The 25,544-nt window shown below is 62.1% G+C and carries 23 protein-coding genes and 2 tRNA genes; 15 read left to right on the top strand and 10 right to left on the bottom strand.

What is annotated here, in order from left to right; all coding sequences use genetic code 11:
• Position 1: 1 nt before the first annotated feature.
• From der to JMA46_RS10675, 6 genes are all read left to right on the top strand, one after another.
• The gene (gene der, locus JMA46_RS10700) at positions 2-1,558 is read left to right on the top strand and encodes a ribosome biogenesis GTPase Der (RefSeq protein ID WP_207345321.1); all 1,557 of its coding nucleotides are present in this window, start codon (positions 2-4) and stop codon (positions 1,556-1,558) included.
• Between the two features lie 98 nt (positions 1,559-1,656).
• Positions 1,657-1,730, top strand: a tRNA-Pro gene (locus JMA46_RS10695).
• A gap of 285 nt (positions 1,731-2,015) precedes the next feature.
• Positions 2,016-2,405, top strand: coding sequence for a serine hydrolase domain-containing protein (locus JMA46_RS17470; protein ID WP_348770129.1), 390 nt, complete (start codon positions 2,016-2,018; stop codon positions 2,403-2,405).
• On the top strand, positions 2,294-2,551 hold the full coding sequence (locus JMA46_RS17465) for a serine hydrolase domain-containing protein (RefSeq protein ID WP_348770127.1): 258 nt from the start codon (positions 2,294-2,296) through the stop codon (positions 2,549-2,551). The genes JMA46_RS17470 and JMA46_RS17465 overlap by 112 nt, the downstream gene beginning before the upstream one ends.
• Before the next feature lie 363 nt (positions 2,552-2,914).
• Positions 2,915-3,193 carry a hypothetical protein gene (locus JMA46_RS10680; protein ID WP_207345319.1) on the top strand — a complete coding sequence of 93 codons (279 nt, stop codon included), beginning with the start codon at positions 2,915-2,917 and terminating at the stop codon, positions 3,191-3,193.
• Positions 3,160-4,245 carry a D-alanyl-D-alanine carboxypeptidase gene (locus tag JMA46_RS10675; RefSeq protein WP_207345318.1) on the top strand — a complete coding sequence of 362 codons (1,086 nt, stop codon included), beginning with the start codon at positions 3,160-3,162 and terminating at the stop codon, positions 4,243-4,245. Before JMA46_RS10680 ends, JMA46_RS10675 begins: the two co-directional genes overlap by 34 nt.
• Positions 4,246-4,292: 47 nt before the next feature.
• Here JMA46_RS10675 and JMA46_RS10670 read toward each other — a convergent pair whose 3' ends face one another.
• Together JMA46_RS10670 and JMA46_RS10665 are read right to left on the bottom strand one after the other, a co-directional pair.
• Positions 4,293-4,979, bottom strand: coding sequence for an HAD-IA family hydrolase (locus JMA46_RS10670; RefSeq protein ID WP_207345317.1), 687 nt, complete (start codon positions 4,977-4,979; stop codon positions 4,293-4,295).
• Positions 4,976-5,686 carry a lysoplasmalogenase gene (locus tag JMA46_RS10665; protein WP_348770124.1) on the bottom strand — a complete coding sequence of 237 codons (711 nt, stop codon included), beginning with the start codon at positions 5,684-5,686 and terminating at the stop codon, positions 4,976-4,978. The genes JMA46_RS10670 and JMA46_RS10665 overlap by 4 nt, the downstream gene beginning before the upstream one ends.
• A gap of 187 nt (positions 5,687-5,873) precedes the next feature.
• Here JMA46_RS10665 and JMA46_RS10660 point away from each other — a divergent pair, with 187 nt between their 5' ends.
• Positions 5,874-7,025, top strand: a complete 1,152-nt coding sequence (locus JMA46_RS10660; RefSeq protein ID WP_207345315.1) for a D-alanyl-D-alanine carboxypeptidase family protein — start codon at positions 5,874-5,876, stop codon at positions 7,023-7,025.
• 60 nt (positions 7,026-7,085) lie between these two features.
• Positions 7,086-8,339, top strand: a complete 1,254-nt coding sequence (locus tag JMA46_RS10655; RefSeq protein WP_207345314.1) for an APC family permease — start codon at positions 7,086-7,088, stop codon at positions 8,337-8,339.
• 55 nt (positions 8,340-8,394) lie between these two features.
• On the opposite strand, the gene JMA46_RS10650 is transcribed toward JMA46_RS10655, so the two are convergent.
• On the bottom strand, positions 8,395-9,123 hold the full coding sequence (locus tag JMA46_RS10650; protein ID WP_207345313.1) for a hypothetical protein: 729 nt from the start codon (positions 9,121-9,123) through the stop codon (positions 8,395-8,397).
• A gap of 339 nt (positions 9,124-9,462) precedes the next feature.
• Here JMA46_RS10650 and JMA46_RS10645 point away from each other — a divergent pair, with 339 nt between their 5' ends.
• Genes JMA46_RS10645 through JMA46_RS10635 form a run of 3 tightly spaced genes read left to right on the top strand, consistent with a single transcriptional unit; the run spans position 9,463 to position 11,329 of the window.
• Positions 9,463-10,221, top strand: coding sequence for a hypothetical protein (locus JMA46_RS10645; RefSeq protein ID WP_207345312.1), 759 nt, complete (start codon positions 9,463-9,465; stop codon positions 10,219-10,221).
• Positions 10,179-10,946, top strand: coding sequence for a histidine kinase (locus JMA46_RS10640; protein ID WP_207345311.1), 768 nt, complete (start codon positions 10,179-10,181; stop codon positions 10,944-10,946). Before JMA46_RS10645 ends, JMA46_RS10640 begins: the two co-directional genes overlap by 43 nt.
• Positions 10,943-11,329, top strand: a complete 387-nt coding sequence (locus JMA46_RS10635; protein ID WP_207345310.1) for a response regulator transcription factor — start codon at positions 10,943-10,945, stop codon at positions 11,327-11,329. The genes JMA46_RS10640 and JMA46_RS10635 overlap by 4 nt, the downstream gene beginning before the upstream one ends.
• Positions 11,330-11,519: 190 nt before the next feature.
• Here the strand turns inward: JMA46_RS10635 and JMA46_RS10630 are convergent, their stop codons facing one another.
• On the bottom strand, positions 11,520-13,310 hold the full coding sequence (locus tag JMA46_RS10630; RefSeq protein ID WP_207345309.1) for an acyl-CoA dehydrogenase family protein: 1,791 nt from the start codon (positions 13,308-13,310) through the stop codon (positions 11,520-11,522).
• A gap of 933 nt (positions 13,311-14,243) precedes the next feature.
• Here JMA46_RS10630 and JMA46_RS10620 point away from each other — a divergent pair.
• Both JMA46_RS10620 and JMA46_RS10615 read left to right on the top strand, forming a co-directional pair.
• Positions 14,244-15,122, top strand: coding sequence for a CPBP family intramembrane glutamic endopeptidase (locus JMA46_RS10620; RefSeq protein ID WP_207345308.1), 879 nt, complete (start codon positions 14,244-14,246; stop codon positions 15,120-15,122).
• Between the two features lie 122 nt (positions 15,123-15,244).
• Entirely contained in the window at positions 15,245-15,982 is a 738-nt protein-coding gene (locus JMA46_RS10615; RefSeq protein WP_247647235.1) for a sulfite exporter TauE/SafE family protein, read from the top strand.
• Here the strand turns inward: JMA46_RS10615 and JMA46_RS10610 are convergent.
• Positions 15,954-17,204 (bottom strand): hypothetical protein, encoded by a 1,251-nt coding sequence (locus JMA46_RS10610; protein ID WP_207345307.1) that lies wholly within the window; start codon positions 17,202-17,204, stop codon positions 15,954-15,956. The two genes, JMA46_RS10615 and JMA46_RS10610, sit on opposite strands and share 29 nt — an antisense overlap.
• Before the next feature lie 287 nt (positions 17,205-17,491).
• Between JMA46_RS10610 and JMA46_RS10605 the strand changes: the two genes are divergently transcribed.
• Positions 17,492-17,564: transfer RNA gene (locus JMA46_RS10605), tRNA-Lys, on the top strand.
• A 150-nt stretch (positions 17,565-17,714) separates the two neighbouring features.
• Here JMA46_RS10605 and JMA46_RS10600 read toward each other — a convergent pair.
• The 5 genes from JMA46_RS10600 to JMA46_RS10580 are packed head-to-tail and all read right to left on the bottom strand — an operon-like array spanning position 17,715 to position 24,277.
• Positions 17,715-19,052, bottom strand: a complete 1,338-nt coding sequence (locus JMA46_RS10600; RefSeq protein WP_207345306.1) for an aspartate aminotransferase family protein — start codon at positions 19,050-19,052, stop codon at positions 17,715-17,717.
• Between the two features lie 15 nt (positions 19,053-19,067).
• On the bottom strand, positions 19,068-20,336 hold the full coding sequence (locus JMA46_RS10595; protein ID WP_207345305.1) for a M20 family metallopeptidase: 1,269 nt from the start codon (positions 20,334-20,336) through the stop codon (positions 19,068-19,070).
• Positions 20,337-20,338: 2 nt separating this feature from the next.
• Positions 20,339-21,511, bottom strand: coding sequence for an amidohydrolase family protein (locus JMA46_RS10590; RefSeq protein ID WP_207345304.1), 1,173 nt, complete (start codon positions 21,509-21,511; stop codon positions 20,339-20,341).
• The gene (locus JMA46_RS10585) at positions 21,501-22,805 is read right to left on the bottom strand and encodes a glutamine synthetase family protein (protein WP_207345303.1); all 1,305 of its coding nucleotides are present in this window, start codon (positions 22,803-22,805) and stop codon (positions 21,501-21,503) included. The genes JMA46_RS10590 and JMA46_RS10585 overlap by 11 nt, the downstream gene beginning before the upstream one ends.
• Entirely contained in the window at positions 22,805-24,277 is a 1,473-nt protein-coding gene (locus JMA46_RS10580; RefSeq protein ID WP_207345302.1) for an APC family permease, read from the bottom strand. Before JMA46_RS10580 ends, JMA46_RS10585 begins: the two co-directional genes overlap by 1 nt.
• Positions 24,278-24,405: 128 nt before the next feature.
• On the opposite strand from JMA46_RS10580, the gene JMA46_RS10575 reads away from it, so the two are divergent.
• Positions 24,406-25,275: a MurR/RpiR family transcriptional regulator gene (locus JMA46_RS10575; RefSeq protein WP_207345301.1), complete on the top strand. Its 870-nt coding sequence runs from the start codon at positions 24,406-24,408 to the stop codon at positions 25,273-25,275.
• Positions 25,276-25,544: the final 269 nt, after the last annotated feature.

Raw genomic sequence — 25,544 nt, 5'->3', positions numbered from 1 at the left:
CATGAGCGACTCCACGTCACCCACCCCCGCCAGCGATGGTGAAGTTGGTCACCAGGACTATGCGCCCACAGGCACCGACCATGTAGCTGAGCGGGTGGCGGCCATCTCCGACGAGGACGCCGACGCCCGCGCAGCCGGCCTTCTCGCTGGCCTTGCCAGCTACGAGCTCGACGCCGAGGATGCAGCACTGCTCTCCGGCGAGTTCGACGACGGCACCAGCGTAGACGCGCACCGTCAGGACCCGGTGCTGGCCATTGTGGGACGGCCCAACGTGGGCAAGTCCACGCTGGTGAACCGCATCCTGGGTCGCCGCGAAGCAGTCGTGGAGGACACCCCCGGGGTGACCCGCGACCGCGTGCAGTACACAGCTGACTGGAGTGGGCGTTGCTTCACGCTGGTGGACACCGGTGGCTGGGAGCGTGATGCCCGCGGTCTGGACCTGCGCGTTGCCGAGCAGGCTGAGATCGCCGTGGAAATGGCTGACGCCGTACTGCTGGTGGTTGATGCCATGGTGGGTATCACCTCTTCCGATGAAGCCATTGTGCGGATGCTGCGCAAGTCCAAGAAGCCCGTCATCCTGGTCGGCAACAAGATCGACGACCTGGTCCAGGAAGCCGAAGCCGCCACGCTGTGGGGTCTGGGACTGGGAGAGCCGTACCCGGTTTCCGCTGTTCACGGCCGCGGCGTTGCCGACATGCTGGACAAGGTCATGGAGGTGCTGCCGGAGTTCTCCGCCGTCGCCGGTGTGGAACGCACCGGAGGCCCGCGCCGCATCGCGTTGCTGGGCCGTCCCAACGTGGGCAAGTCCTCCTTGCTGAACAAGCTGGCAGGTACCGAGCGCGTTGTCGTTGACAATGTTGCCGGCACCACGCGCGACCCCGTGGATGAGCTCATTGAGTTGGGCGACCGCACGTGGCGCTTCGTGGACACAGCAGGCATCCGCCGCCGCGTGCACATGCAGCAAGGTGCCGACTTCTACGCGTCGCTGCGCACGCAGACCGCGCTGGAAAAGGCCGAAGTTGCCGTGGTGCTGATGGCCGTGGACGAGGTGCTCAGCGAGCAGGATGTGCGCATTCTGCAGTTGGCCATTGAATCCGGCCGCGCCCTGGTGCTGGCGTTCAACAAGTGGGACTTGATGGACGACGAGCGCCGCAAGTACCTGGAACGCGAAATCGACCAGGACCTGGCGCATGTGGAGTGGGCACCGCGCGTAAACATTTCAGCCAAGACCGGCTGGCACAAGGACAAGCTGGTTCCCGCCCTTGATCTGGCCCTTGAAAACTGGGACCGCCGCATCCCCACGGGCCGCTTGAATGCGTTCCTAGGAGAACTGGTCTCGGAACACCCGCACCCCGTGCGTGGCGGAAAGCAGCCCCGCATCCTCTTTGGCACGCAGGCTTCCAGCCGTCCGCCGAAGTTCGTGCTGTTCACCACCGGGTTCCTGGATCCGGGCTACCGCCGCTTCATCACCCGCCGCTTGCGTGAGACCTTCGGCTTCGAGGGCACGCCCATCGAGGTCAGCATGCGCGTGCGTGAGAAGCGCAGCCGCAAGAAGTAACGCGGGTCACAGCTGATTTGGTCTACGCCAGCTTTTATATGGGGTAAGCTTTTTCAGGTGGTTCAGCCACGGGAGATACCTTCCGGAAGTTGAACTTTCGGGCTGTAGCGCAGCTTGGTAGCGCACTTGACTGGGGGTCAAGGGGTCGCAGGTTCAAATCCTGTCAGCCCGACCGAAACAAACCCGCTGTTCCTTGGCTTCACGCCGGGGACGGCGGGTTTTTTCGTACCCTGCTGTCGCTTCTCTTGCTGATGACGGGGAAGCGGTAGAATGCGCGCAGGAGTGCGGTTGCGAAAACGCGGATGGTCTTCAACGCCTCCATGGTCGGGGGCTCGCCGCCATGCTGGCCCTGCTGCTCAGCGGATGTACCTCCGCTTCCTCGCCCTCCGAGACCAGCGCGACCAGCGTGACCAACGCTGGCAGCACCCCAGCACCGTGACCGGCCGAAGCCTCCCGGATAACGGCAGCCGGCCTCGCCGTCGTCGACGGAAGCATCCCCGTGAGGACTGACATGGTGTGGCCCATCCGCAGCATCATGATGTCCTACACCGTCACCTTGATCCTCCAGCTTGTCGAAGAGGGCAAGCCGAGTCTCGAGGACACCCTCAACAAGTATGTCGGCGGCGTCACCGATGGGGACCAGATCACGTTGCTCGAGCTGGCAAACATGTCCAGCGGCAATGCCGACTACGTCAATGCGGCGTTCCTCTCCCAGTGGCAGGCGACCCCGCGAAGATCTTCAGACTCAATGAGCTCAACAGCGGTGTTCTCCACCAGCCGGCGCAGTTCGCACACGGCACTAAGTTCGTCCACACCAACTCCAACATCAACCTGCTCGGTGCCGTGATCGAGAAGGTGACCGGTGAGCCTTTTACGCAGGTACTGAAGGAGCACACTCTTGATCCGCTGAAGCAAACCGGCACGAGCTACATGGTTGATGCCTCGAAGACGGCCGCGTTTGGGCAGACACCCTCGGATCCGGTGCACTGCTGAAGCCGGAAACGCAGAAGCTGTGCGAGATCGGACACAAGATCGCCGCACCGCCCTACGACCTTTACGCCGTCGGGATGGGGACAACTGACCGCTGGTCGAGACATAACGGAGAAGGTGTGGGATTCACCGCCGCAACCTTTCATGAGAACGAAACAGGGGCGAGCATTGTGGTGTAAATGAATGGGTCGGGCGTCGCCGACAAATCGCACCCGGCCAACCAGGCCTTCCGGGCACTCGCTGCCGTCCTGCAGAACGGAACTGGAAAATGAGTGAACGAATCGCTGCTATGCGCCCCGCCCGAACCAGGCACATACGCGGCGCCGAAATCATCGCCATCGTCGCGGCCACCTCGCTGACCGCCGGATGCTTTGGTGGCGCTCCCGGACCGAGGGCACGCCGAGCGCGCCGTGCATCGGCATCACCTCCGTTCCCGGGCTTCCGGATGCGGCGCTTGAGGTGATGAACCAACCGCAGTTCTCAAGCGGTCGTTGGGTAATCTCGGTCGAAGACCTCGACACGGGGGAGACCCTGATCGACCTGGACGGCGACAAGCTCGCCGAGCCGGGCTCCTTTGTGAAGACCTACAGTGCGGGCGCCGTCTGGGTGAAATGGCGCCGGATCACACGATTACCACCCCAGTGAAGCCGTCGGCCATCACCGAGGTGAAGGCCGACGGCACGGTCGACGACCCCCTGTTCACCGGCACACTCGCCGACAAGCCCGTCACGCCAATCATCATCAACCAGAATCTGCTCGATATCCTGATCACTCCCGGAGCGGAGGGCAAGCCCGCGACGGCGGCGCTCACACCCGCTGTCTCCCCCTGGAAGCTGGTCAGCGAGGTGCAGACTGTTGGTGCGGGCAAGGAGACCGAAATCGAGGACCCCAAGGTCGCCCCCGATGACGCCAACACCATCCTAATCTCCGGCACCATTGCCGCCGGTAGCGCTCCCGCCCTCAAGGTCTACGAGCTCGAAGACCCCGCGACTTTCGCTCGCATGGCCCTCATCGAGGCGCTGCAGCGGGTAGGAGTGACGGTATCGGCGAACCCGACGGAGGCGAATCCCGAGCAATCCCTGCCCGATCAAGCTACCGTCGCCGCACTGCGCTCTGCGGCCAGGCTTGTGTCGTTGCCTCTCGGTGAAGAGGTGAAGTACGTGATGAAGATCAGCTACAACCGCGGTGCGCAGACGCTGGTCTGTCGTCTTGCCGTCGATGCCGGAAAAACCGCCTGCAACGCCGGAATGCCGGTGATGCAGTCCATTTGGGCTGCTGCGAAGCTCGACACCCTGGGTGCCTCTCTGGTCGACGGGTCCGGGCTCGACGGCAACCTCATCACCGCACAGAACGCCGTCGACATTCAGGCGATCATGGCCAAGCGCCCGGATGCGAAGCGCTGGCAAGGCACCATGCCGATCCTCGGCGTCGACGGCTCGCTCGCCGACGTGCAGGCTGACAGCAAGGCGGCCGGGAAAGTGTTCGCGAAGACCGGACCCCTCCTCGCCGGCGATGCTTTCAACAACCGCTACCGCCTGGTCACGAAAACGCTCGGGGGCGTGATGGATAACAAGAAGGGTGGTCACCTGGCCTTCACCATCATGGTGAATCAGGGCTTCTACACTGAACTCGCTGTGGTATTCGAGGCGAATGACGACGTCGGAAAGGTTGCCGCACTCATCCAGCAAGCGTACTAATGAACTCGTGTCGGTCACGAGGCGAAGCAAGCGATGGGATGCGCCCGTCAGTATAAACCCAGCGTGATCTCGAGCCGTCCGTTGGGCAGCACCTGCGCACCAACCTGCGAAAGGCTGTCCACCACATGGTCCGCCTTCAAAGTGTGGGCTTGGGCAGTCCCGGCCACGGCCAGCGTCATGGCCTCTGCAGCACGTCCCGATGCCAGACCAGCCGGTGCGTCTTCCACCACGAGGCAGCGGCGGATGTCGACACCCAGCCTTTCGGCTCCGAGCAGGAATGGACCGGGGTGGGGTTTTCCAGCAGCGACCTGATCGGCTGTCACCATGTGTTCCGGTGCGGTGATCCCGGCGGCACCGATGCGAACTTCTGCGAGCCCCTGCGTGCACGACGTCACGATCGTCCATGAACCTGCCGGTAGCGACTGCAACAGCTCAACTGCTCCGGCCTTGCACACCACACCCTCGGTGTCCGACATTTCCAGTGTCTTGATGAGCTCATACGCTTCGGCACGCCGGGGCTGGTCAACATACTGCTCAACCAGCGCCTTCGCCGGAACACCGTGGCTCCCGTATGAAAATCCTTCAAGTCCGAGTTGCTCGCCCCACGAGCGCCACGCCCGCTCGGTGGCCGCCGTGGAGTCGATCAGCGTCCCATCCAGGTCGAACAGTAGAGCATCAACCGTGAATTTGCGCTGCGGAGCGGATTCACCGGGCTTCCCGTCATGCTTTGTCATGTCTTCACACTATCTGCACCCACATGGCTGCGTAGCGTCATGAGCGCACCGGCCACGATCAGGCCCTGGCCCAGTGTGTACGTGAACATGACCAGCGGACTGGTCCAGGCTGGCATGGCATACGGGACAAAGAGCCGAAAAGCCAGGATGGTGTCCGAGGCCAGAAAAAATATGGCACCCCAGATCAGTGTCCTGTGGCAGCGAGTTGCCAGAGCCGCTGTTCCTCCGAGCACGACGCCGTACCCGGTCACGGCAGGTGCCAGGGAACCAGCCGGAGACCACAGAATGATCGCAAGCATCACCCACCACACGGCGAAAAGCCAAGCCCAGAATGGGGCCGGGCGGATGGCAAGGTGTCGCCAAAACGTCCACATGTAGCAAAGGTGCGCTAGTGCAAAGAACGCCAGCATGAGCGGCAGCGACGGCGCGAATGGGAAGAACGCACCTGCCCCGTCGCCCAACCAAGAGAAGAACAGTGCGGCCAGCAGCAGCCAAAGGACATTGGCAAGCCCACGCCCGGAACGGCTCCAGCCCCACAGCAATGCCAACGCCAAAGCCGGCATCAAGACCAGTTTTGTTGCTGCAGCAAGGCCAGCGGCGTCGCACGCCAAAGCGCCGACGTGAACAATTGACACGACGAGGTAGGAGGAAAACGGCAGCAGCAAGGCACCATAATTGCCACCGGCCGGCTTAATGGTGCTGCGCACGGTCCTCCCTTGCATCGTTGCAACTAGCCTCATCCTAGGCGCAGGATGCCACCGTGGCGGCTAGCCGCAGCCCGGTCCGACGGTTGGTGTCCCACATGGGCAGCGTCGGGATGCCATTGACTAACTTTTGGCCGGCTCCTACGCTCGACTCAATAGTTGTGGCCGCATTCAACAGTCGAGGTATTCGATGAAGAGTGTCCGATTTCTACAATGGGCCTTGGCGGGTGTTGCCGCGTTGTCCCTGTCCATGGGTGGCACGGTTGCGGCCACGGCAGCCACCCCCGACCAAGGAGTTGTGGCGGCGAAGTATGCCTCCGTGGGTGGGGCCGGCGGCTTCTTGGGACAACCGGTGACGCCGCTTCGCTGCGGCCTGCCGGCGGGCGGCTGCTACCGGCAATACAGGGGTGGAAGCGTCTATTGGTCGTCCGCTTCCGGCGCCCATGTCTCCCTGGGAGGCATTCGTGCGCGGTGGGCTTCTTTCGGATGGGAAAGGGGCTTCCTGGGTTATCCGCTCACTGACGAGAATTGCACGCTTGTGAACCGGGGCTGTGTGCAAAAGTTCCAGGGTGGCCTCATCTACTGGCAATCTTCAGTGGGCGCGCATGCGGTGCATGGGGGAATACTCTCCAAGTACGCCCAAATGGGGTACGAGAACAGCCCCCTCGGATACCCCCGCAGCGATGAAGCATGTACGGGGACCACGTCCAAGACCTGCACCCAGCTCTATCTGGGCGGGTCCATCGTGTGGCGGACGGGCCAAGGGACAAGCGTCACGCCGACCAGCGGCAGCATCGGCTACGTGGTGAACAAGCGCAGGCCCAATGCACCCATCAACAGGACGCCCGCCGATCTGGTGGTGGTGGGCAGCCAATACATGCGCAGGGAAGCCGCCAACCAGCTGCAGGCCATGTTCAGGGCAGCGGCAGGGGGCGGAGTTGGCATCACGACCGTGAGCGGGTTCAGGTCATACTCAACCCAACTTGCCCTGTACAACCAGTATGTTGCCCAATACGGCCGGGCCTATGCAGACACCATCTCGGCCCGGGCCGGATACAGCGAGCACCAAACTGGGCTGGTCATGGACATTGGGAATCCCAACGGGGCCTGTGGGCTGAGTGCGTGCTTTGCCACAACACCGGCAGGTGCCTTTGCCGCGAACCATGCCTGGCGGTACGGGTTCATCGTGAGGTACACCAACGGCTATACAGCTATCACCGGCTATGCCTACGAACCCTGGCACCTGCGCTATGTTGGAGTGCGCGTATCCACTGCCATGCACAACCTGGGCTACCAGACTTTGGAGCAATACTTCGGTTTGCCGGCAGCACCCGACTACTGATGCCGTCCATGATCAGCGCAGGACGGCACACCGGAAAATCATCTTCGATAGGACTGTTGCATGAGCAACGCACCGGCGCTGTCCCGACGCCTTGGAACCTTTGACGCCTCGGTGATCGGGATTGGCTCGATGTTGGGGGCAGGAGTATTTGCCGCTTTCACACCAGCCGCCGCCGCCGCAGGCAGCGGACTGCTGATAGGGCTGGTCATGGCCGGGGTGGTGGCGTTTTGCAATGCCACATCCTCTGCCCAGTTGGCTGCGGTGTATCCAAGCTCGGGTGGCACGTATGTGTATGGGCGCGAGCGGTTGGGTCCGTGGGCCGGATATTTGGCGGGCTGGGGATTTGTCATTGGCAAGACGGCCAGTGCCGCGGCCATGGCCATGACGTTCGCCGCCTACGCAGCACCTGCCGGTTGGGAACGCCCGGTGGCCATCGGCGCCGTCGTGGTTTTGGCTGCCGTGAACTACCACGGAGTTACCCGCACAGCAGGGTTGATCCGGATTTTAGTGGTTCTGGTGCTGCTGGCACTGGGCACAGCCGTTGCCGTGGTGTGGGGAGGTCAGGGCGCGGAGACGTCACGGATCATCGGTGATGGGTTGTTCGCACACGGCTGGTACGGCATCCTGCAATCGGCGGGCCTGCTGTTCTTTGCCTTCGCCGGGTATGCACGCATCGCCACCATGGGCGGGGAAGTCAAGAACCCCAAGAGCACCATCCCCCGGGCCATCATCCTTGCCCTGTCAGTTGCCGTGGTGGTGTACGTGGTCATTGCCATCACGCTCCTGGCTGCGTTGGGCCCGGAAGCTGTGGCCCGCACCCCCACGCCGCTGGCGGATGCCGCCTCCAGCGTGGCGGCATGGGCCGGGCCGGTGGTGAACGTCGGTGCGGCTGTGGCTGCGCTAGGCGCTCTGTTGGGGTTGCTGGCCGGGTTGGGACGCACCAGCTTGGCCATGGCCCGCGGCGCAGATCTGCCACGATGGCTCGACGCCGTTCACCCCCGCTACAACGTGCCGCACCGCGCCGAGCTTTTCTTGGCCGCCATCATTTGCCTAGTGATTTTGGTGGCGGACTTGCGCGGGGCCATCGGCTTCTCCTCTTTCGGGGTGCTGCTGTACTACCTGGTGGCCAACCTTGCAGCGTTCACCCAGCCGCCGGAGGACCGCCGCTACCCGAAAGGCTTCCAAGTGCTCGGCGCGCTGGCTTGCCTCGGGTTGGTGGCGACACTGCCGCCGCTGTCAGTGGGGCTGGGTGTGCTCGTCTTTGCCGCCGGAATTGCACTGCGCCTGGTCCGCACGGGCAAACGCCGGAAGTAGACAACCTACGGCCTACTCCCGGCACCGAATCTACTGCCGGCACCGCCCCCACGTCTCACGTCAGCGCTATGCTCACCCCAGCCACGACCGCGTAGCCAGCCATGGCGGCCAGGAGCCAGACCAGCGTGAGCCAGCCAGTCCGGCGTCGTACGCACAGCAGGGCGCCCAGTGCGAAGGAGAGCCCCAGCGTTGCCAGCCCGAGGAAGTCGTCCTCGCGTGAATTTTCGAACACACCTTCGAACATTCGCCACAGCACGACGCCGGCCACCAGTGCCACGCCGGCAGCGCCCAGAACCAGCAGCCCGCTCTTGGCCAACGGGGCGGGTCCGGAACCAGGGCTGGAACCGAAACCAGAATGGACATCAGCAGACGGGTCGGCGATGGCCTGAGTGCGGGCCAGGGCGCCAGTGCTGGTCCCTAGCCGGATCCTGCGTTGGTCGGGGTTCAGGAGTATGAGCGGCAGGACCAGCACGGCAACAAACAGCACGGAAATGATCAGGGCCTCGAGGTCGTCGTTGCCTTGGATGGCGGCCGACACCGGCGCCAGCGCCACCATCACAGCAGTCATGGATGCCGTCCAGGTCAGGAGCGCGGGGCGGCCCTGCGGGCGGATGAGCAGCAACAGCGCGGCCAAACCCACGGCAAACATGAGCAGGCTGGCAGAAGAATCAGCCAGCCGGTGGAGTTCGGCGGTGCGCGTCCAGCCATGGCCGTTCACGTTGGGCAGCACCAGCCACGGAGCCAGCAGCACCAGCCAGGAGCCGAAGCCCGCGAGCATGATCAAGGCAAGGAGTCCGGCGGCAATGCGGAAAGCAACGTGGCGGCGGGCCCTCGGTGTGTTTCCGGAGCTAGAGCTTCTGGTGGGCGCGGTGCCGGCGGGAGATTCGGGCGGACACGGCGGGCCTTTCGCTAGAGGGTGTTCTCCCACTGGGGAGGGGGGAAGTCGCTGAGGATCCCACCGTGGCGTGCCCGGGGCAGGCTTGGACAGGGGCAGCAGTCCCGCAGGCACGGGCACTTTGCCCGGGACTGGCAGCGGCCGGGCCTTTGTCCGTAACCGATGGTGCGGCAAGACTCAGGCCCATGACACATCACCGGGTGTTGTTTGCGGGGCTGCAGGCCGTCAGTGTGGCTGCGCAATGTGCTCGGCTGGATCATCTTGGCGGTGGGCACGCTGACTCAGTTGGGCTTGACCGAGGAGAGCCTGGTCAATGCGGGATTCCTTGGAGAGCTGGGCCCGGCAAACCCCTGGGTCAGCGGACCACCGGTGCTGCTCCTGAGCACGGTGACGGGCTTCGCCATTTACGTAATGTTGGGGCTGCTGCCTGTGCTGTACCCATCGGGGCGGTGGCCCGGCCGTGCGTGGCTGCTGCCCAGCGGGATGGTGGTTGCCGTAGCTGCGCTGTTCCAAGTGCAATGGGTCATGGACGCGCTCCATACCGGGACTGCGAAAGCAGGGCCCCTGGTTGGCCCGGCGTGGCCGCCTGCGCTGCTCTTCGGGGCAGGGCTGCTGGCTGTGTGGGCCATGAGCGTGGTGCGCCTGGTGCGGGCGAACCAGCCCGAGCGCTCGCAGCTGGCTTGGCTGCTGGCAACGGTTATGGCCTTGCTTGCCACCCAATTCCTTGGAGCCAGCGTTCCCGGGCACTGGCTGCGGGCCCTGTGCCTGTTTCTGTTCCCGGCCGCCATCGCCGTGGGCATCTTGCACTACAGGCTGTTGGGGATCCAGGCCGTGTTGCGGCTCGGACTGGTCAACGGGGTGCGCGAAGCCTGGGCACTCTTGAAGTCGACGGGCGGACCCCGGGGGAGCGCTACCCCAGCCGGGACCAGCGGATGCTGCGGGCCATGGCTGCGCAACTGGCCGCCGACGTCCACGCCATGGCACTGACTGAACAACTGCAGGAACAGCGCGACGCCGTGGTGAACGCCACCGCCAGGGAACGTGAACGACTGCGCCGGGACCTGCACGACGGTCTGGGGCCCTCGCTCACCGGCGTCGGACTTGGGCTGCAGGCGTTGGGGGACTCACTGGCGCCGGGGCAGGAAGGACCGCGTGAACTCCTCAACGTCCTGCACAGGGAGGTGGGCAGCGCCGTGGGGGAGGTGCGCCGCATCCTGGAGGACCTCGTCCCGGCAGCGCTCGCAGGCGCAGAGCTCGCCGCCGTCCTGCCGCAGCGTGTTGCCGCCGTGGCGGGCCAGTTGCCCCACACCGTCCACATCGGTGCACTGCCCCCGCTGCCGCCAGCCGTGGCCGAAGCCGTCTACAACGTCACCAGCGAGGCCGTGGCCAATGTGGCCAAGCACGCCCACGCTCACTACGTCGAGGTGCGTGTGGACGTGCTGGGAGGCAGGCACGGCCCGGTACTCGCGGTGAGCGTGGACGACGACGGCACAGGCTTTGGCCCCGACGCTGCGGCAGGCATCGGGCTGGCATCGATGAGGGAGCGGGCTGCGGCCCTGGGCGGAGGCCTCAGCGTTGACTCCGGACCTGGCGGCACCTGCGTTTCCCTCACTCTGCCGCTGGCCCTGAAGCTCGCCGCCGACATGCCCTCAGCCCCAGTGCTCCCAGGATCGGTGCACTCGGCAGCCACACCCCAGCAGGTCACACCATGAACAACCCCGTGGCAGACCCCGTGCGGATCGTCATAGCCGACGACCACCCCATGTTCCTTTATGGACTCCGGGCCGCGCTCGCAGGCGCGGGTGAGCTGGTGGTGGCCGGTGAGGCGTGCGACGGCGACGGACTGGCCAGGATCGTGGCGTTGGAACGCCCGGCGGTGGTCCTGACCGACTTGGAAATGCCGGGCGTGGATGGGATGGGCGCCGTTGCGGGGGGCCAGTGGCTACCTGCTCAAGGGCGCGGACCGGGAAGAGATTGTGCGGGCCGTGCTGACCTTGGCCCCCGGTGGAACGGTCTTTGGCAGTCAGGTGGGCTGCAGAGTGGCCGAATACATGGTGGGTGGACCGGGAACCTCCACCGCCCGGAGCTTCGCTGAACAAACGGGGCGGGAAAACCAGATTCTGGCCCACGTTGCCGCAGGGCGCAGCAGTCACGAGATCGCCCGTAGGCTGCTGCTGTCGGAAAAGACGGTACGGAACAACGTGGCCACGATCCTGGCGAAGCTGGCCCTGCGTGACCGTGCCGCAGCTGAAGCCACGGCGGGGTCGCAACAATGTGCTCTTAGTTCAGGACCCGGCGGCCGGGCCCGGACAACTCCCGGGCGTCCAAGGCAAAGAGGTCCGTGGAGCCAGCGGTTGCCGCGCCCAGCAGACCTGCGGACTGTGGCAGCACCTGCTCAGCGTAAAAACGAGCCAGCACCAGTTGGGACTGCGCCAGTTCGGCGTCGCCGGTTGCGGCCGCTGCCACGGCGGCACGCGACAGCATCCAGGCGCTGGTGCACAAACCCCACATGCGCAGGTACGGCTGGAACCCGAGAGCACGGCGTTGGGGTCTGACTGTCCTGTGCGCAGCATCCACACGGTGGCTTCGTGGAGGGCGTCGAATTGCCGCCCCAGTTCCTGACAGATGGTCGCGAACTGCTCTCCGGCGTCGGCCAAGTCTGTTTCAACTTCGCGCATGGTGGCCAGGAACTCCAGCATTGAGGCCCCGTTGCGGACGCCCAGCTTACGACCCACCAAGTCCGCGGCCTGGATGCCGTTGGTGCCTTCGTAGATCGCGGCGATGCGCACGTCGCGCACGTGCTGGGCCGCACCGGTCTCCTCGATGAAGCCCATGCCGCCTTGGATCTGCAGGGCAAGCGAGGTGAACTCATTGCCCATGTCCGTGCCAAAGGACTTGCAGATGGGGGTCAGGATACCCACGATCTCGTTGGCGCGGGCACGCACGGCCGGGTTGGGATGGTTGCTGCTGATGTCCACGTAGCTGGCGTCAAGGAGCATGAGATAGCGCATGGCGGAAATGCCCGCCCGCTGCGTCATGAGCATGCGGCGGACATCGGGAAACTCGATCAGCGCGGAGCTTGGCCCCGTTGCGCCGATGGCAAGCCCTTGGTGGCGCTCCTGCGCATACGTCAATGACTGCTGGTACGCGCGCTCCGCCACGGCGAGCCCCTGCACGCCCACGCCTAGGCGGGCACTGTTCATCATGACGAACATGATGCGCATGCCCAAGTTTTCCTCCCCAATAAGGTAGCCGGTGGCTCCTTCGAAGGAGAGCACGCAGGTGGGGGAAGCGTGGATGCCCATCTTGTGTTCCAGTGAAACAGTCTGCACGGAGTTGCGGGCTCCTACGGAGCCGTCGTCGTTGATGAGGAACTTGGGCACAATGAAGCAGGAGATGCCGCGGGTACCTTCGGGGGCGCCGGGTGTGCGGGCCAAAACCAGGTGCACAATCTCCTCGGCCATGTCATGGTCGCCGTAGGTGATGAAGATCTTTTGCCCCGTGATGGAGTAGCTGCCGTCGTCGTTTTTCACGGCCCGGGTGGTCAGTGCGCCCACGTCGGAGCCTGCCTGCGGCTCGGTGAGGTTCATGGTTCCGGTCCACTCGCCGCTGACCATCTTGGGCAGGTAGCGGTTCTTCATGTCCTCGTCACCGTAGTGAAGCAGCGCTTCAATGGCACCCTGCGTCAGCAGCGGGCACAGTGAAAAGGCCATGTTGGCGGAGGTCATGAGTTCCTGGATGACAAGGCCCACCGTGCGGGGGAAGCCGCCGCCGCCAAACTCCTCCGGAAGTGGCACCGATCCCCAGCCTGCTTCAACGTACTGCCGGTAGGCCTCCTTGAAGCCGTCCGGGGTCACCACCGTGGCATCCGAGGTCAGCAACGAACCTTGGGTGTCGCCCTGCCGGTTGGTGGGTGCCACCACTTCAGCCATGAACTCCCCACACTGCTCCAGGAGTTCCACAACTGTGTCCAGGTCGGCGTGTTCGAAAGCTGGCAGTTTGGCGATGTCCGGGTATCCCACAACGTGCTCAAGGGCGAAGGTAATGTCTGCAAGAGGAGGCTGGTATTGGCTCATATTCGTCAGCGTACCTTGGTGCGCAACGTTTGTGGAGAGGTTTTGTTACTTGCCGGTAATATTGCGCAGATCATGTGCCAATGTGGCGGGGATGCCCAGCGGCAGAATGCAAGAACTCCTACTCGCGGTTGCCTTCCTCACGACTGAATTCGCACTTATGAGGGCATGGCTTGCCGCGGATCCTTACTTGCTGCGATGTACTGGTTGGCGGTTCTCGGACTGCCCTACGTTCAGGCTGATGGTCGCAGGGGGGGCGTGATGCGATTACTTGGAAACTCGCACGCCTGTCGGAGTACGATCTACGCCGCCCCTTGACACCGACCGGCACAAACCTCCTCGGGCTGGTCAAGCACCTAGCCGGGCTCGAAGCCGGGTACTTCGGCGTCGTGTTCAACCGTTCCTTCGACGAGGACTTGAAAAGTTGTTTGCCCGCTGCCGAGCCGAATGAGGACATGTGGGCGCGGTCTGCGGAATCCCGCGAGCAATCCGGTGAGCCTCGCCCGCATATTGGTGTACGTGACTGCAGAAACGCATCGGCATGCCGGCCATGCAGATGTTGCGCGCGAGTTGCTCGACGGCAGTGTGGGACACCGCGATGGCAAAGACAATATGGCAGTCGGGGACCAAGCGTGGTGGCAGGAGTACTGCGATCAGCTAGAGCTGGTTGCGCGTGGGTTCCAGGATCGGACCCAACCAGACGCAGCCGACTCCCACCAGCCCCACTAGCGGTGTTCTCAGCTGGGTGGAGGAAAACTGAGAGTTGAGTGGTTCGTTCAACCACGGCGGCCGACTGACCCTCCACGTGCAGGAAGCCAACGTGAAAGCCCAAGGGTCTATCTCAGGGTGTACTCAGGGCCTTCACCGATGCCGCACAACTGGAACTGAACATAGGCTGGATTCATCACTCACCCTTGTGCGAAGCAGGAGTCCGTCATGAGCAGGACCATCGATCATCCCATGGCGTACAGGTACGATCGGCCCGTTGCCTTCTATGTGCTGGCAACCATCATTCCCTGGTCATTCTGGTTTCTCGCCGCCTACCTCAGCCAGCTCGGCGAACAGACTGCTGCGGTTCAGGTGTGGACGGCGGTGCTCGGCGTCTGCGGCCTGGTGGCGCCCATTTTTGTGGTCATTCTTTTGGTCCGCCGCAGGGCTGATCTCCGGAAAGACATACTCCAGCGTTTGCTCCCACGCCGCATCAGCTGGATCTACTTGGTGGTGACATTGGTGCTGCTGTTGGCCAGCATTCTGGCTGCCCAAGCCGTCTCGCTACTTTTTGGGTATAGCCCCGAGCAGTTTCAGTTCCGGGGAGGCTTCACGTTTTCTGCGGGGCTGCTGCCAGTGTGGTTCACGCTCATCGGTGCGGCGATCTTCGAAGAGCTCGCTTGGCATAGTTATGGCACGGATGCGCTGATCAGAAGCATGTCCGTCTTCACTGCCTCCCTGGTTTTCACAGTTTTCTGGGCCCTGTGGCACCTCCCTTTGGGATTCATCAAGGGCTATTACCACAACGAGGTGGTCGAAATGGGCTGGCTCCACACGCTCAACTTCCCGTTGTCCATGGTGGCGTTCGTGATCCTCATGAACTGGCTCTACTTCAGCACCGGGCGCAGCATCCTCATCGCGATCATTTTCCACATCACGGCGAATCTGGCCAATGAAGTCTTCATGACCCATCCGGATACGAAGATCATCCAAACATTTTTGCTGCTGATCGTGGCGGGAATCGTTGTCACTGCGAACCGCGGTCTGTTCTTCGGACGCCGTCCCCGCAGCGGGCAGTGGATTGGAGAGTATCGCCAGCCCGATTGAAAATCAGCCCACAACCCGGGCTTCCACGCCCGCTGTGAAAGAATCGGGCCGGGAGGGGGAACCATGCGAACGCATCAGGTGAGGGCAACCGGCATTAAGAACACGCGCCCATGATCGTGGAGATGGCACTGCTTCTTGCACTTGCGGTCTTCGTTGGCGCAGCCATGCAACGGTTGACTGGCATGGGGTTCGCCTTGGTGTCGGCACCCTTTGTTGTGCTGATCATGGGACCTGTTACAGGGATTGTCCTGGTGAATGTTTGTGGTGCACTGTCCTCCCTGCTGATCCTGTTCAGGGTGCTGGGGCATATTGACTGGAAAAAGTACTTCATCCTTGCCTCTGCCGCGCTCGTGGGCGTTGTCCCCGGGGCGGTCATCGTCAGGTACATTCCGGGGGCGTGGCTGCAGGTGGGGGTCGGTGTCCTTGTGCTTGTCAGCCTCACAGTGTCCCTGCGGATGAAGTCGCTGAAGCCTGAATCGGGGCTGAAACCAATGATTATTGCCGGCGCGACCAGCGGGATCATGAACACCACGGCTGGCGTTGGCGGGCCGGCCATGAGCGTTTACGCTGTCGCCTCCAAGTGGGGGCAGCAGTCATTCGCAGCAACCATGCAGCCGTATTTCCTCACCGTGGGGCTGGCCTCCATCCTGGCCAAGTACGTAGCGAGTCCTGCATCCATGCCGCAGATGGAACCTTGGGTCTGGGTGGCGGTTGCCGCGGCAATTATTGCCGGTCTTGTGGCGGGAGAGGTACTTTCTAAAAGGATAACTCCAGCACGTGCGCGCCTTTTGGTGGTTTTGCTCGCTTACCTGGGAGCAACGGCAGCCACTGTCAGAGGGATTTTTGAGCTGGTTGCCTAGCCAGCTTCGCGAGGTGGTATCGGTCCTCACGGATGAAGTTGCGGAATTCAGCGTCCTTGGCCAAGCTGCGGAATCTGATCGGTACCACTGCCACAGCCACCAGCGCAAAGACTGCAGCGGGCAGGAGGAAGCCGGAGACTGAAGCGCCGGGGTAGAGCAGGGCGGTATCCGGCCAGCCTCGCGGTGCATCCACGCTTGCGGCCAATCCGGAGAAGACAATGGCGGCTGCGCCGCTAAAGCCCGCAATGACCCGGAAAACCGACCGGCCGTTGGATGCTCCTGCCATGATGGCTCGCGTGTCCACCTTGGACGGTCGGGAGCTTGTGCTTGTTCGGAAATATGTGCACAATTCGGCAGCAGTGCGTCGCACACGGACGAATGCCAGGACGTTGTGGAACACAAGCACGAATGCAGACGCTGCCAAGGACAGGGCAAGAGTCGCCACCACCGCAGCGGGAATGGCCATGTTGGCGTTCGCGCCTGGAAACGCTGGGTAGAGCATCATGGCAATGACCAATGCAGGTGTTCCCACAATCCACGCTGCCACTTGAATACCCTTGTCCAAGTTCCGAGAAGCACCCTTCGAGGACTTCGAAAAATCGCCAACAACTCGATCTTCCGGTGCCCGAAACCCGCGTGACTCCCTGGCATGGCTTGCAACGACCAACCACTGGGGACCGGTAATCCATGGACTTTCGGGGTTCTCGTCGGAGCATTTGAGCCAGACAGCGACCAACACACAGGCTGTCAGCACTGTGCCGCTGATCAGGAACATGGCCAGCGAATCGACGCTGAGCGGGCCGTCGCCCAGGCCTCCAAAAAACAGCACCGCACCTGCTATGACAGCGAGGCCGGAAACTATGCACACAAGGATCAATGCCACGATCAGTATTCGGTCCGGTTCCACATTGCCTGAGAGCTGGGCAGGACCATGACGGGGGAGCCGGACGGACAAGGAGCCAATCACGCCTCCCACGAGCAACGCGACAATCACGCCAACGGAAAGTGACCCCACAATGCATCGTGCGGCAAGGTCAAAAGTTGCCAGGCTCCAACCCTCAGGCAGCAGCGCCGGAACCGCGTCGAAGAGCCAGCCCACCAATACCAAGGCACCTAGCAGCAGCACTGCCGCAACGGCGACCGCCTTCGCGAGTTCTGCAAAGACCAGCAGCCATCGCAGGCTGGCCACCAGTGGTCGTTCAAAATACTCACGTTCGTTCACAGTCCAAGGCTAGTGCCAAAGCGAAAGCCGATACATGCTCTTCCCTTGTGTCGCCCAGTACGGCCTTTCCATGCCGACTGGCTCAAGCGCACCATGGAGCCTGGCGCGCAAGCAACGGGACGGGCGGTTGCCGTAGCTGTGTGACTTGAGGCTCAGATGGTGTTGTCGATGCGGGAATTCGAACTAGGTACAGGTATTGTTCTTGATAGCCAAGGCGCTTTTCTCAAAGTTAGCGGCGGTTAGGCCCGTATGAGTATCTCGCCGATGCTCTGCGGGTCGCATAAAATGCACCTCTAGCTCAATTGGCAGAGCAATTGACTCTTAATCAATGGGTTTCGGGTTCAAGTCCCGAGGGGTGCACTTGGGAGAAACGCTCCGGCACGCATGAAAATGCGTGCCGGAGCGTTTTTTGTTGTTTGTACGTCGGAGCGGAGAATGCCGGTGCTCCCGGTTAAGCGATGGCGGAAACGATTCCGGGTCGGTGCAGGCGGCTTCTTGGTGAGCAGCCCGTCACCACCCTGAGTATGGTTCGATGGCGGCATCGGACACCACCCCCAGCGCAGCATCATCGATGGCTCGGGTCAACAATTCAACTCCTCGTTCGATTTCCAGCTCGGAGACCGTCAGGGGAGGTGTCAACTCGAGGACATTGCCCCGGACCGGGTAGGCCACCAGGCCCAATTCCCACGCACGGAAGGCTGTCTTCGCCGTGAGCTTGTCATCGGGCATTTTTCCATCACGGCTTTTAACGATCTCGACACCGATTGACAACCCGCGGCCACGCACGTCGCCGACGTGGGCTGAACCGGGCCTCACTGGGGCACAGGCGTATGCGTGTAGAAGTCCGGACAACTGTTTACCGCGCTCCGCCGCATTTCGGACAGGCTCTCCTTCTTCCAGGAGCTCGAGTACCGCGCGTCCAGCGGCGCAGGAGACTGGATTGCCCACAGTTGTCATGAGCGCGGAAGCGGTGGGGTGGTCAAGGACAGCGGCCGGGCCGATGGCGGCCGACAGCGGACGTCCGCCGCCGAGGGCCTTGCCCAGTGTGATGATGTCGGGAACAACGCCGTCGTGTTCGAACGCGTGCAGAAAGCCGGTCCGGCCCAAGCCAACCTTGACCTCGTCGAAGATGAGGTAGCTCCCATATTCGTCGCAGAGCTGGCGCAGTCCTTCGAGGAATCCGGGTGGCGGGACCAGCAGGCCCCCATCGGACTGCAGTGGCTCAACGATGACGGCGGCTATGGTGCGGGCGGCCAGAGCCAGCCGCACGCGGCGCAGAGTTTCGGGCACCACGGTGGCGGCATCACCGGTATGGGGTTGATAGGAGGCTGGATACGGGGCAAAAGTGACATGGGGATCCGCCGGTGAACCTGAGTCAACATGAATGCCGGAAACTCCTTGGGCAATCCCCAAACCGCCGTGGTAACCGCCTTGGAAAGCGATGACGCCGGAGCGCCCCGTTGCGTGGCGGCAACCTCTCAATGCAACATCGTTGGCGTCACTTCCCGCATGCCCAAGATATACGCGTCGTGGACCGTCCAGGCTGGGTCTCGACGGCACCAAGGCCAGAAGCTGCTCCGCGAGAGCAACGCCGTCGGGGTGGGTCATGGAGAGGATGGACGCGCCAGGAGCGGTTGCGATCGCCTTTGACACGGCGGACACGATGTCCGGATGGCCGTGTCCCATGCCGGAGGCTGTCCAGCTGGCGCTGAAGTCGAGCAGTTCGCGGCCACCCGGTTCCACTAGCACGCAGCCGCGGCCGGATTCGACAGCGAGTGGAAAGAAGCGCAGTTTCTCGACTCCGGCAATGGCCTGCTCATCATGGCAATAGAGGGAGGGACTGGACATGCTTATGCTCCTTCGTTAATCATTCGCGGACAACGAGGGCACCGGCGATGAAGGTACACCCTCCAAAAACTGGGAGCGGTGGTGCTCGTGGCCAAGGATGCGCTCGGCGCCTGCAAGATATCCGGCGAGCAATGCTTGGGCTACAGCACCGACGGCAGCTTCGGTGGGAAGGAATTGGGGATGGTGTAGGGGAGGTTGAGGATCTACGCCGGCAGTTTCAACCCCTACGAAACACATGACCGACGGAACGGCATCGCAGTAGTAGGAAAAATCGTCGGCTCCCAGCGAGCGCATGGGCTCTGCACCATCGATGCCGAGTCGGGCCAGCCAATCGTCAGCATAGTCTGCCAGTATCGCGTCGTTGAGCAGCACGGGTTCGCCATGCTGGATGTCGACGACGGCTTCAGTCCCGTAGGCTGCGGCCTGGTGTGTGGCCAGGACTTCCACGGCTATAAGCAGGGCTTCGCGGTCTGCAGGAGTGGTGGTTCGCATTGTAGCGCGGATGCGAGCTTCACCAGGGAGGACGTTTGCAGCTCCTTCGCCTGCTGTCATGGTGCCAATGCTGATGATCGCAGGTCGCAGCGGGGGCACGGTCCGTCTGACCACCTCGGGCAGCCCAATGGCGATGTGAGCAATGGCTGCCACCGCGTCAGTTGCCTCGTTGGGGTAGGCGCCGTGTCCGCCGCGGCCTTGCACGGTGATGGTGATTTCGTCTGCGGCAGCATTGATGAAGCCACTTCCAATAGCGATTGCACCGGGTCGGACGGCGGGATGAACATGGGCTGCGATCATGTGCGCTATCTCGAAGTCCTGCAACACTCCCGCTCCAACTATGTCCAGGGCACCGGACGGATAAGTCTCTTCGCGCGGCTGGAGCAGCGGAACCAGCCCAACGGGGAGGTCGAAACCAGCTGAGGCACGGACCAGTGCAACCAGTGCAGCTTGGTGCACGTCATGTCCGCATGCATGCATGCTTCCGTTGGTTGAGGCAAAAGCATGGGCACGCTCCGTCATGGGCAGAGCGTCAAGTTCTGCCCGCAGTCCAACGGCAGGACCTTGGAGAGGTCCAACCCGGCCAACACGACCGGTACCTGCGACAGGCTGCAGATTGACGAAACCCGCCAGTTCTCGCTCAAGCCTGGCAGCAGTATCCTGTTCGTTGCCCGACCCTCTGGGATTCCGATGAAGCGCCCTTCGCAACTCGAGTGCAGCAGGCAACTCACGTTCCAGAGCTGAGCTCCACTTTGCAGCGAGGTCGGCGAGGGCAGCTTGGGAATCTGTCATCGTCACTGCCGCGAACCCTGGGAGGGAGGCTTGTCTAGGCTGTAGACGCGGTGCGCATTCTCTGAGCCGATGAGCATCGCAATGCGGCGTTGTTCGGTCTCTGGCCACCCCTCGGCGGCTGACCATCGATCCAAGGTCCGGGCCAGGCCGGTCCTGAACTGCTTTGCACCCAGGTAGTACAACTCGGATGCCCCGAAGGCATCGGAGGAGAACAGGGCTTTGTGGAACGGGGTCAGCTCGAGAGACTCCGCAATGATCTGTTCCGCTTGAGCCCCGGAATAATTCACAGCCAGTCCCACGTCACAGTAGACGTGCTCGAAAACGTGGGCGAGGTACCCGGCTTCGCGATGAAATGGGTAGCAGTGCAGCAGAAGCACCGTCGCGCCGCTGCCGCGTGTTCGGCGCATAAACTCGGTCAGAAGCAACGGGTTGCAGCGGTGGAGATCAACATCGGGGTCACCGTAGCCGATGTGAAATTGAATCGGAACTTTGCGCTGAACAGCTTCCCACAGCACAAATCGTATGAGCGTTTCATCCGTAAGTCTGGAGCTGTCCTTTTCTGCGGCTTGGGCGAACCAACGGGTGAGGGCCCGGTCTACGTCGGCGTCGGACGGTGGCCCGGGGGTGAAATCCAGCCCAACGCGGTAGGCCGCGATTGACTTCACGCCCACAGCTGTGGTCAGCCTTCTATCCAACAGATGGCCATACGCGGTGCGAAAACCCTCGACTGCCTGTCCTGCTTCGAGCAGTTCTTCTGCGAGGCGCTCGAGCCGCACCACTTCTGCGAAGTTGGCATGGGCGCGGGCGCCCATGCCCTCAGGGGAGAGGATCTCGTCACCCCGGTGCCCGGTTTCGACAATGTAGGTGTTGATATTAGCTTCTGCCAGGAACCGCGCATTGGCCTCGGCACCCCCCAGCTCTTTCCTGCGTCGCAGGTAGGCTTCGGGTGTAGCGAACGGCTCCAGCCCCAAGACAGGTGCACAGTGGCCGCGCACAGCGAAACCGAGTTGTGTGTCGAAGAACGTGGTCCCCGCGGGAGCCGGAGCATCGGATTCGGTGATTAGCGCTTCAAACCCGGAGCGGTCCAGGTTCGCGTCAATGACGCCATGGCAGTGGTGGTCCACGAGATCAATCTCATTGATCCACTCGAGAGCCGAGACGTGCTTAGTAAACATTCGAGTAAGCCTCACATTGTTCTGTCATGGAGTGATCCTTCAAATGGGCGATCTCGTCGCGTTTGATCGCAAGGAAGGTTTGCAAAAATTCAGTGGAAAACCATCCAGAGACGGTCTTGTCCGCCATGAGTGCGGTGAGGGCTTCGTCGAGACTGGCAGGAAGCTCGGCCAGGTCGGAGTGTTTGCCGTCCAAGTCGAGATCGCCCTCTATGACGGGGGCTGGATCGAGATTTTGGCGAAGACCTTCCAGGCCAGCACGCAGGAGGCTTCCCAAAAGCAACCAAGGATTCGCACCGATGTCGGCACCACGGAACTCAAAGTGCAATTGTGACTTCGGATCGCGTCCGTCGATCTCATTGGTGGGGGCGATGCGCAGCAGCGCCTCCCGGTTCTGCAGTCCCAGAAAAGCCCGTGCTGTTGACCACTTGTTGGGGATCAGTCGTTGATAGGAAATCAGCAGCGGCGCGTAGAGGGCCGCCATGGCGGGCGCGTACCTGACGATTCCTGCCGCAAACCTGGCTGCCAGCTCGGACACCCTGCCTGGCTGGCTCCCATCGAAAACCAATGAATTGCCGTCAAGGTCGTCCAATCCGAAATGCACGTGGACGCCTGTTCCGTCACCACCGGGGGTTACAACGGGGGAGAAGGAGACCTTGCGGCCTCTGGCGGTGTAGTGCGCCCGGACAGTATCGCGTACAAGGATGGCGCGGTCCGCTGCAGCCAAGGCGTCCGTTCGCCCCACCGTCACCTCATATTGGTGCGGACCGTACTCCGGAAGCCAGCATTCGGGGTCCATACCAGCTCGGGCAAAAGTGGCCATCACTTCGGAGCCGATGGGTTCAGCGTCACGGAACGCTGCCAACGAAAATGGGTGTGTTGGGGTGGATGGCGCTGACATGTCAGTGAATTCGTGTTCGAATGCCGCCTCAACACCAAGGCCATATTCGGTTCGCAGGTCCTCAATTACCTTTCGAAGGAAGTTGCGTGGGCAATTCTTCCAAGGGGAGCCGTCAGTCTCGACAATATCGGCAAAAGCGATGGAGACGGGTGGCTGGTTGGGGATGCCATCGATCCTTGTCAGTGATGAGTGGTCCGGTTTCAAGCGCAGGTCTCCTGAAGACCCGAATGGGATGCCCTCGGCGATGTGTCCGAACGGGCCTATGCCGAGATTTGCGGGAACCCACCCCAGGGAGGAGTCTCGGTTAAAGTCGGCGAGGCGCATGGCACGCCCTTTGGTGACGGCAGCGATGTCGGTGGTTGCTAAGAAGATGAGTTCATCCGTAGTGTTCGTCATCAGTTCAGGTCCTCTAGGGTGAGTCGTTTGCCGATTCGGTCGGCCAGGGAAGGTTTGGCGAGCACGATCAGGAGTCCTATTAGGCACCAACCTCCCGCGATCCAAGGGAAGTAACTAAAGGGGGGTTCCTGGCCTGCTACCTGGACAACGTATACAAATGCAAGGTAGCTCAAGCCGAGGATTGGTACCACTACCTCCCACTTCGGGATGGGGGACGATTTTTGAAAGGTGTAGCGGATGACGCCCACTGAGGTCATTCCGTAGGCAACAACCATGCACAGCACGGCGATTGTTGCGTACCAGTAGTAGACCTCCACTGCCGTGGCGCCGAAAATGGCCAGCAACGCGGCCAGCCCCATGGTCAGGATGGTGACACTCACGACCGCATGCGTTGGCACTCCGGTTTTTGGATTGGCCTTGGCGAATGACTTCGGGCCGAATCCATCACGTGCCAAGGCGAACAGCAGGCGGGCAGCCGCTGCCGTGGCTGAAAGCAGCGAAGCGAACGCGACGGCGAATGCGACGACCGCGATGAGGACGGAGAACCACGGGCCAATGTACGTCGAGCCGAGATCTGTCAGCGTTGAACTGGCATTGGCGAAGGCGGACAGGCCAGCGGCGTCTGTCCCATAGCCGATGGTCTGTGCAAACATCACCAACGTGTAAATGACGCCAGCGAGGACGACGGCGATGCTTAGTGCGATGGGGACAACACGTTTTGGATTTCGTGTTTCTTCACCCAGCGTAGTCCCGGATTCGAAGCCGGCCCAAGACAGGAAGCCAAACACCGAAGCGGTCATGACGGCGGTGATCGAGGCATTGCCTGGCAGGAGGGTGGAGAAATCGAGGCCTGTGGAGACGGGGGCACTGCCTGTGCCGACGCTTGTGATGATGACAATACTTAGGACCACCATTGCGGCAATACCCACAAATCCGATTCCCAGCAGGGTGCGTGCGGTTACCCGCGACTCACGGATATTGAGGAGGACCACGAAGACCGCGGCGACAAGGGGAACGAGAATCCACAAGCCGGCAGGCAAAGTGAACCCGAGTTGAGTAAGCATGGCTTCAAAGAACACAGCGCAGGCTGCCGCTATGCATGCAGCAAAGAAGAGATATGTTCCCAGCAGGGCAAAGCCCCCGAAGAACCCGGCGCGTGGACCAAGTGTGGATCCTGCCAGCGCATAGACAGACCCGGCGTGGGTGATGTAGCGGGTGAGTCGGATGAATGCATAGGCAACGAGCATGGTCCCAAAGAAAGAGACGATGAACGTGAATGGCACTGCTTTTCCGACCAGTCCGGAGACGCCGATGCCGTTGAGGGACATGGCCATGACCGGTCCCATGAAGCCCAAGGAAATGGCGGCTACTCCCCAAAGCCGGAGGCGTTTGGGGGCTGCACCGCCAGAAGACGGCGCCGATGCACCTGGAACCGATGTGGTCTGGGGCGGGAGACTTTGGGAATGGGTCATGTGCGCAAACTTTCGTTCGGGACGATGCAGCGGAACCTGACCGCGGGCCGAGTGATTAGTAACACACTATACATATTGTGATGCGTACGACACAGTTGTACTGTTTGTTTCACGATCACGGAGGGTATATGAAGCGTCTTGAGACAACGGTAGGAGAGAGGATCGCTTCGGCAATGCAGGAGCTCTCGCCGTCCGGGCGAAGAGTCGCGCGGAAACTTCTCTCCGAGTATCCAGTGGCGGGCCTCGATACGGTCGCCAGCTTGGCAATCGGGGCTGGCGTCAGCGGCCCCACGGTATTTCGGTTCGTGAAGACGCTGGGGTTCGAATCCTTCCGTGACTTCCAGTCGGCGCTCCGGAGCGAAGTAGGCGCCAGGCACGAGTCGAACCTGTCGCAGACAGTGCGTACCGTAACCGAAGGTCAAGAAGAAACACGGAGCGCTCTCCAGGAGGTCAGAGAGGCCCAGATCCGCGGAATAGAACACACCTATGCGATGGTCAGGGACACCGAAATTGAACACGTGGCGGAGCTCTTGGCCAATCGAAAGCGCAAGATTCTCACGTTTGGTGGAGCATTCTCCAACATCCTTGCCACGCACCTGCTCACGCAACTTTCACCCATGCGTCCGGGCATACAGACTTTACCGTCAAACACGGTTGCTGCCGCCGCCATACTCGAGGATCTCGGCCGCATGGATGTGGCAGTGATCTTTGATTTTCGGCGCTATGACGCTGTGTCTGAGAAGCGGGCGCGAATTGCGCGGGACCACGGAGCGATCGTCATCTTGGTAACTGACAGGTGGTTGTCGCCCGTGGCCGCTTCTGCGGATCATGTGCTCACCGTGGACGTCGTGGCCTCCGGGCCATCCGATACTCTGGTCCCAGCCTTGGCACTCCTCGAAGCGGTGTGCGAGCTCGTCACGAATTCGCTGGGCCGTTCGGCTGTCGACCGGCTCGGGCGTGTAGACCCAATCCGGGTTGCCCTCCAGGCCCAGAATTAACGCGGCTTGCCGGCTCAATGTGACCACGATGCGCGGGTCCACTTGGAAGTATCCCGCCCCTATGCGTGCTCATGCTGTGCCGCTCGCCCCTGATGCTCCGTCACCGGCATATGCTCTAAGCCTTGATCCACCGATAGAACTCGGCGAGTTCTAGCGGTCGTTGCAACACCCCTTGAAAACGGGAGTTGCTCCACCCATGGATTCACCGTCAATTAATGATGCTTTCTTAACGGAAAAATCACCATTGGGGATAGGCGCTGATTTGGCTG

Origin of the sequence: Arthrobacter sp. E3, assembly GCF_017353415.1 — a bacterium.
Lineage (GTDB): Bacteria > Actinomycetota > Actinomycetes > Actinomycetales > Micrococcaceae > Specibacter.
Note: the sequence above shows the minus strand (reverse complement) of the source record. Positions and strands in the feature narration are given on the sequence as shown.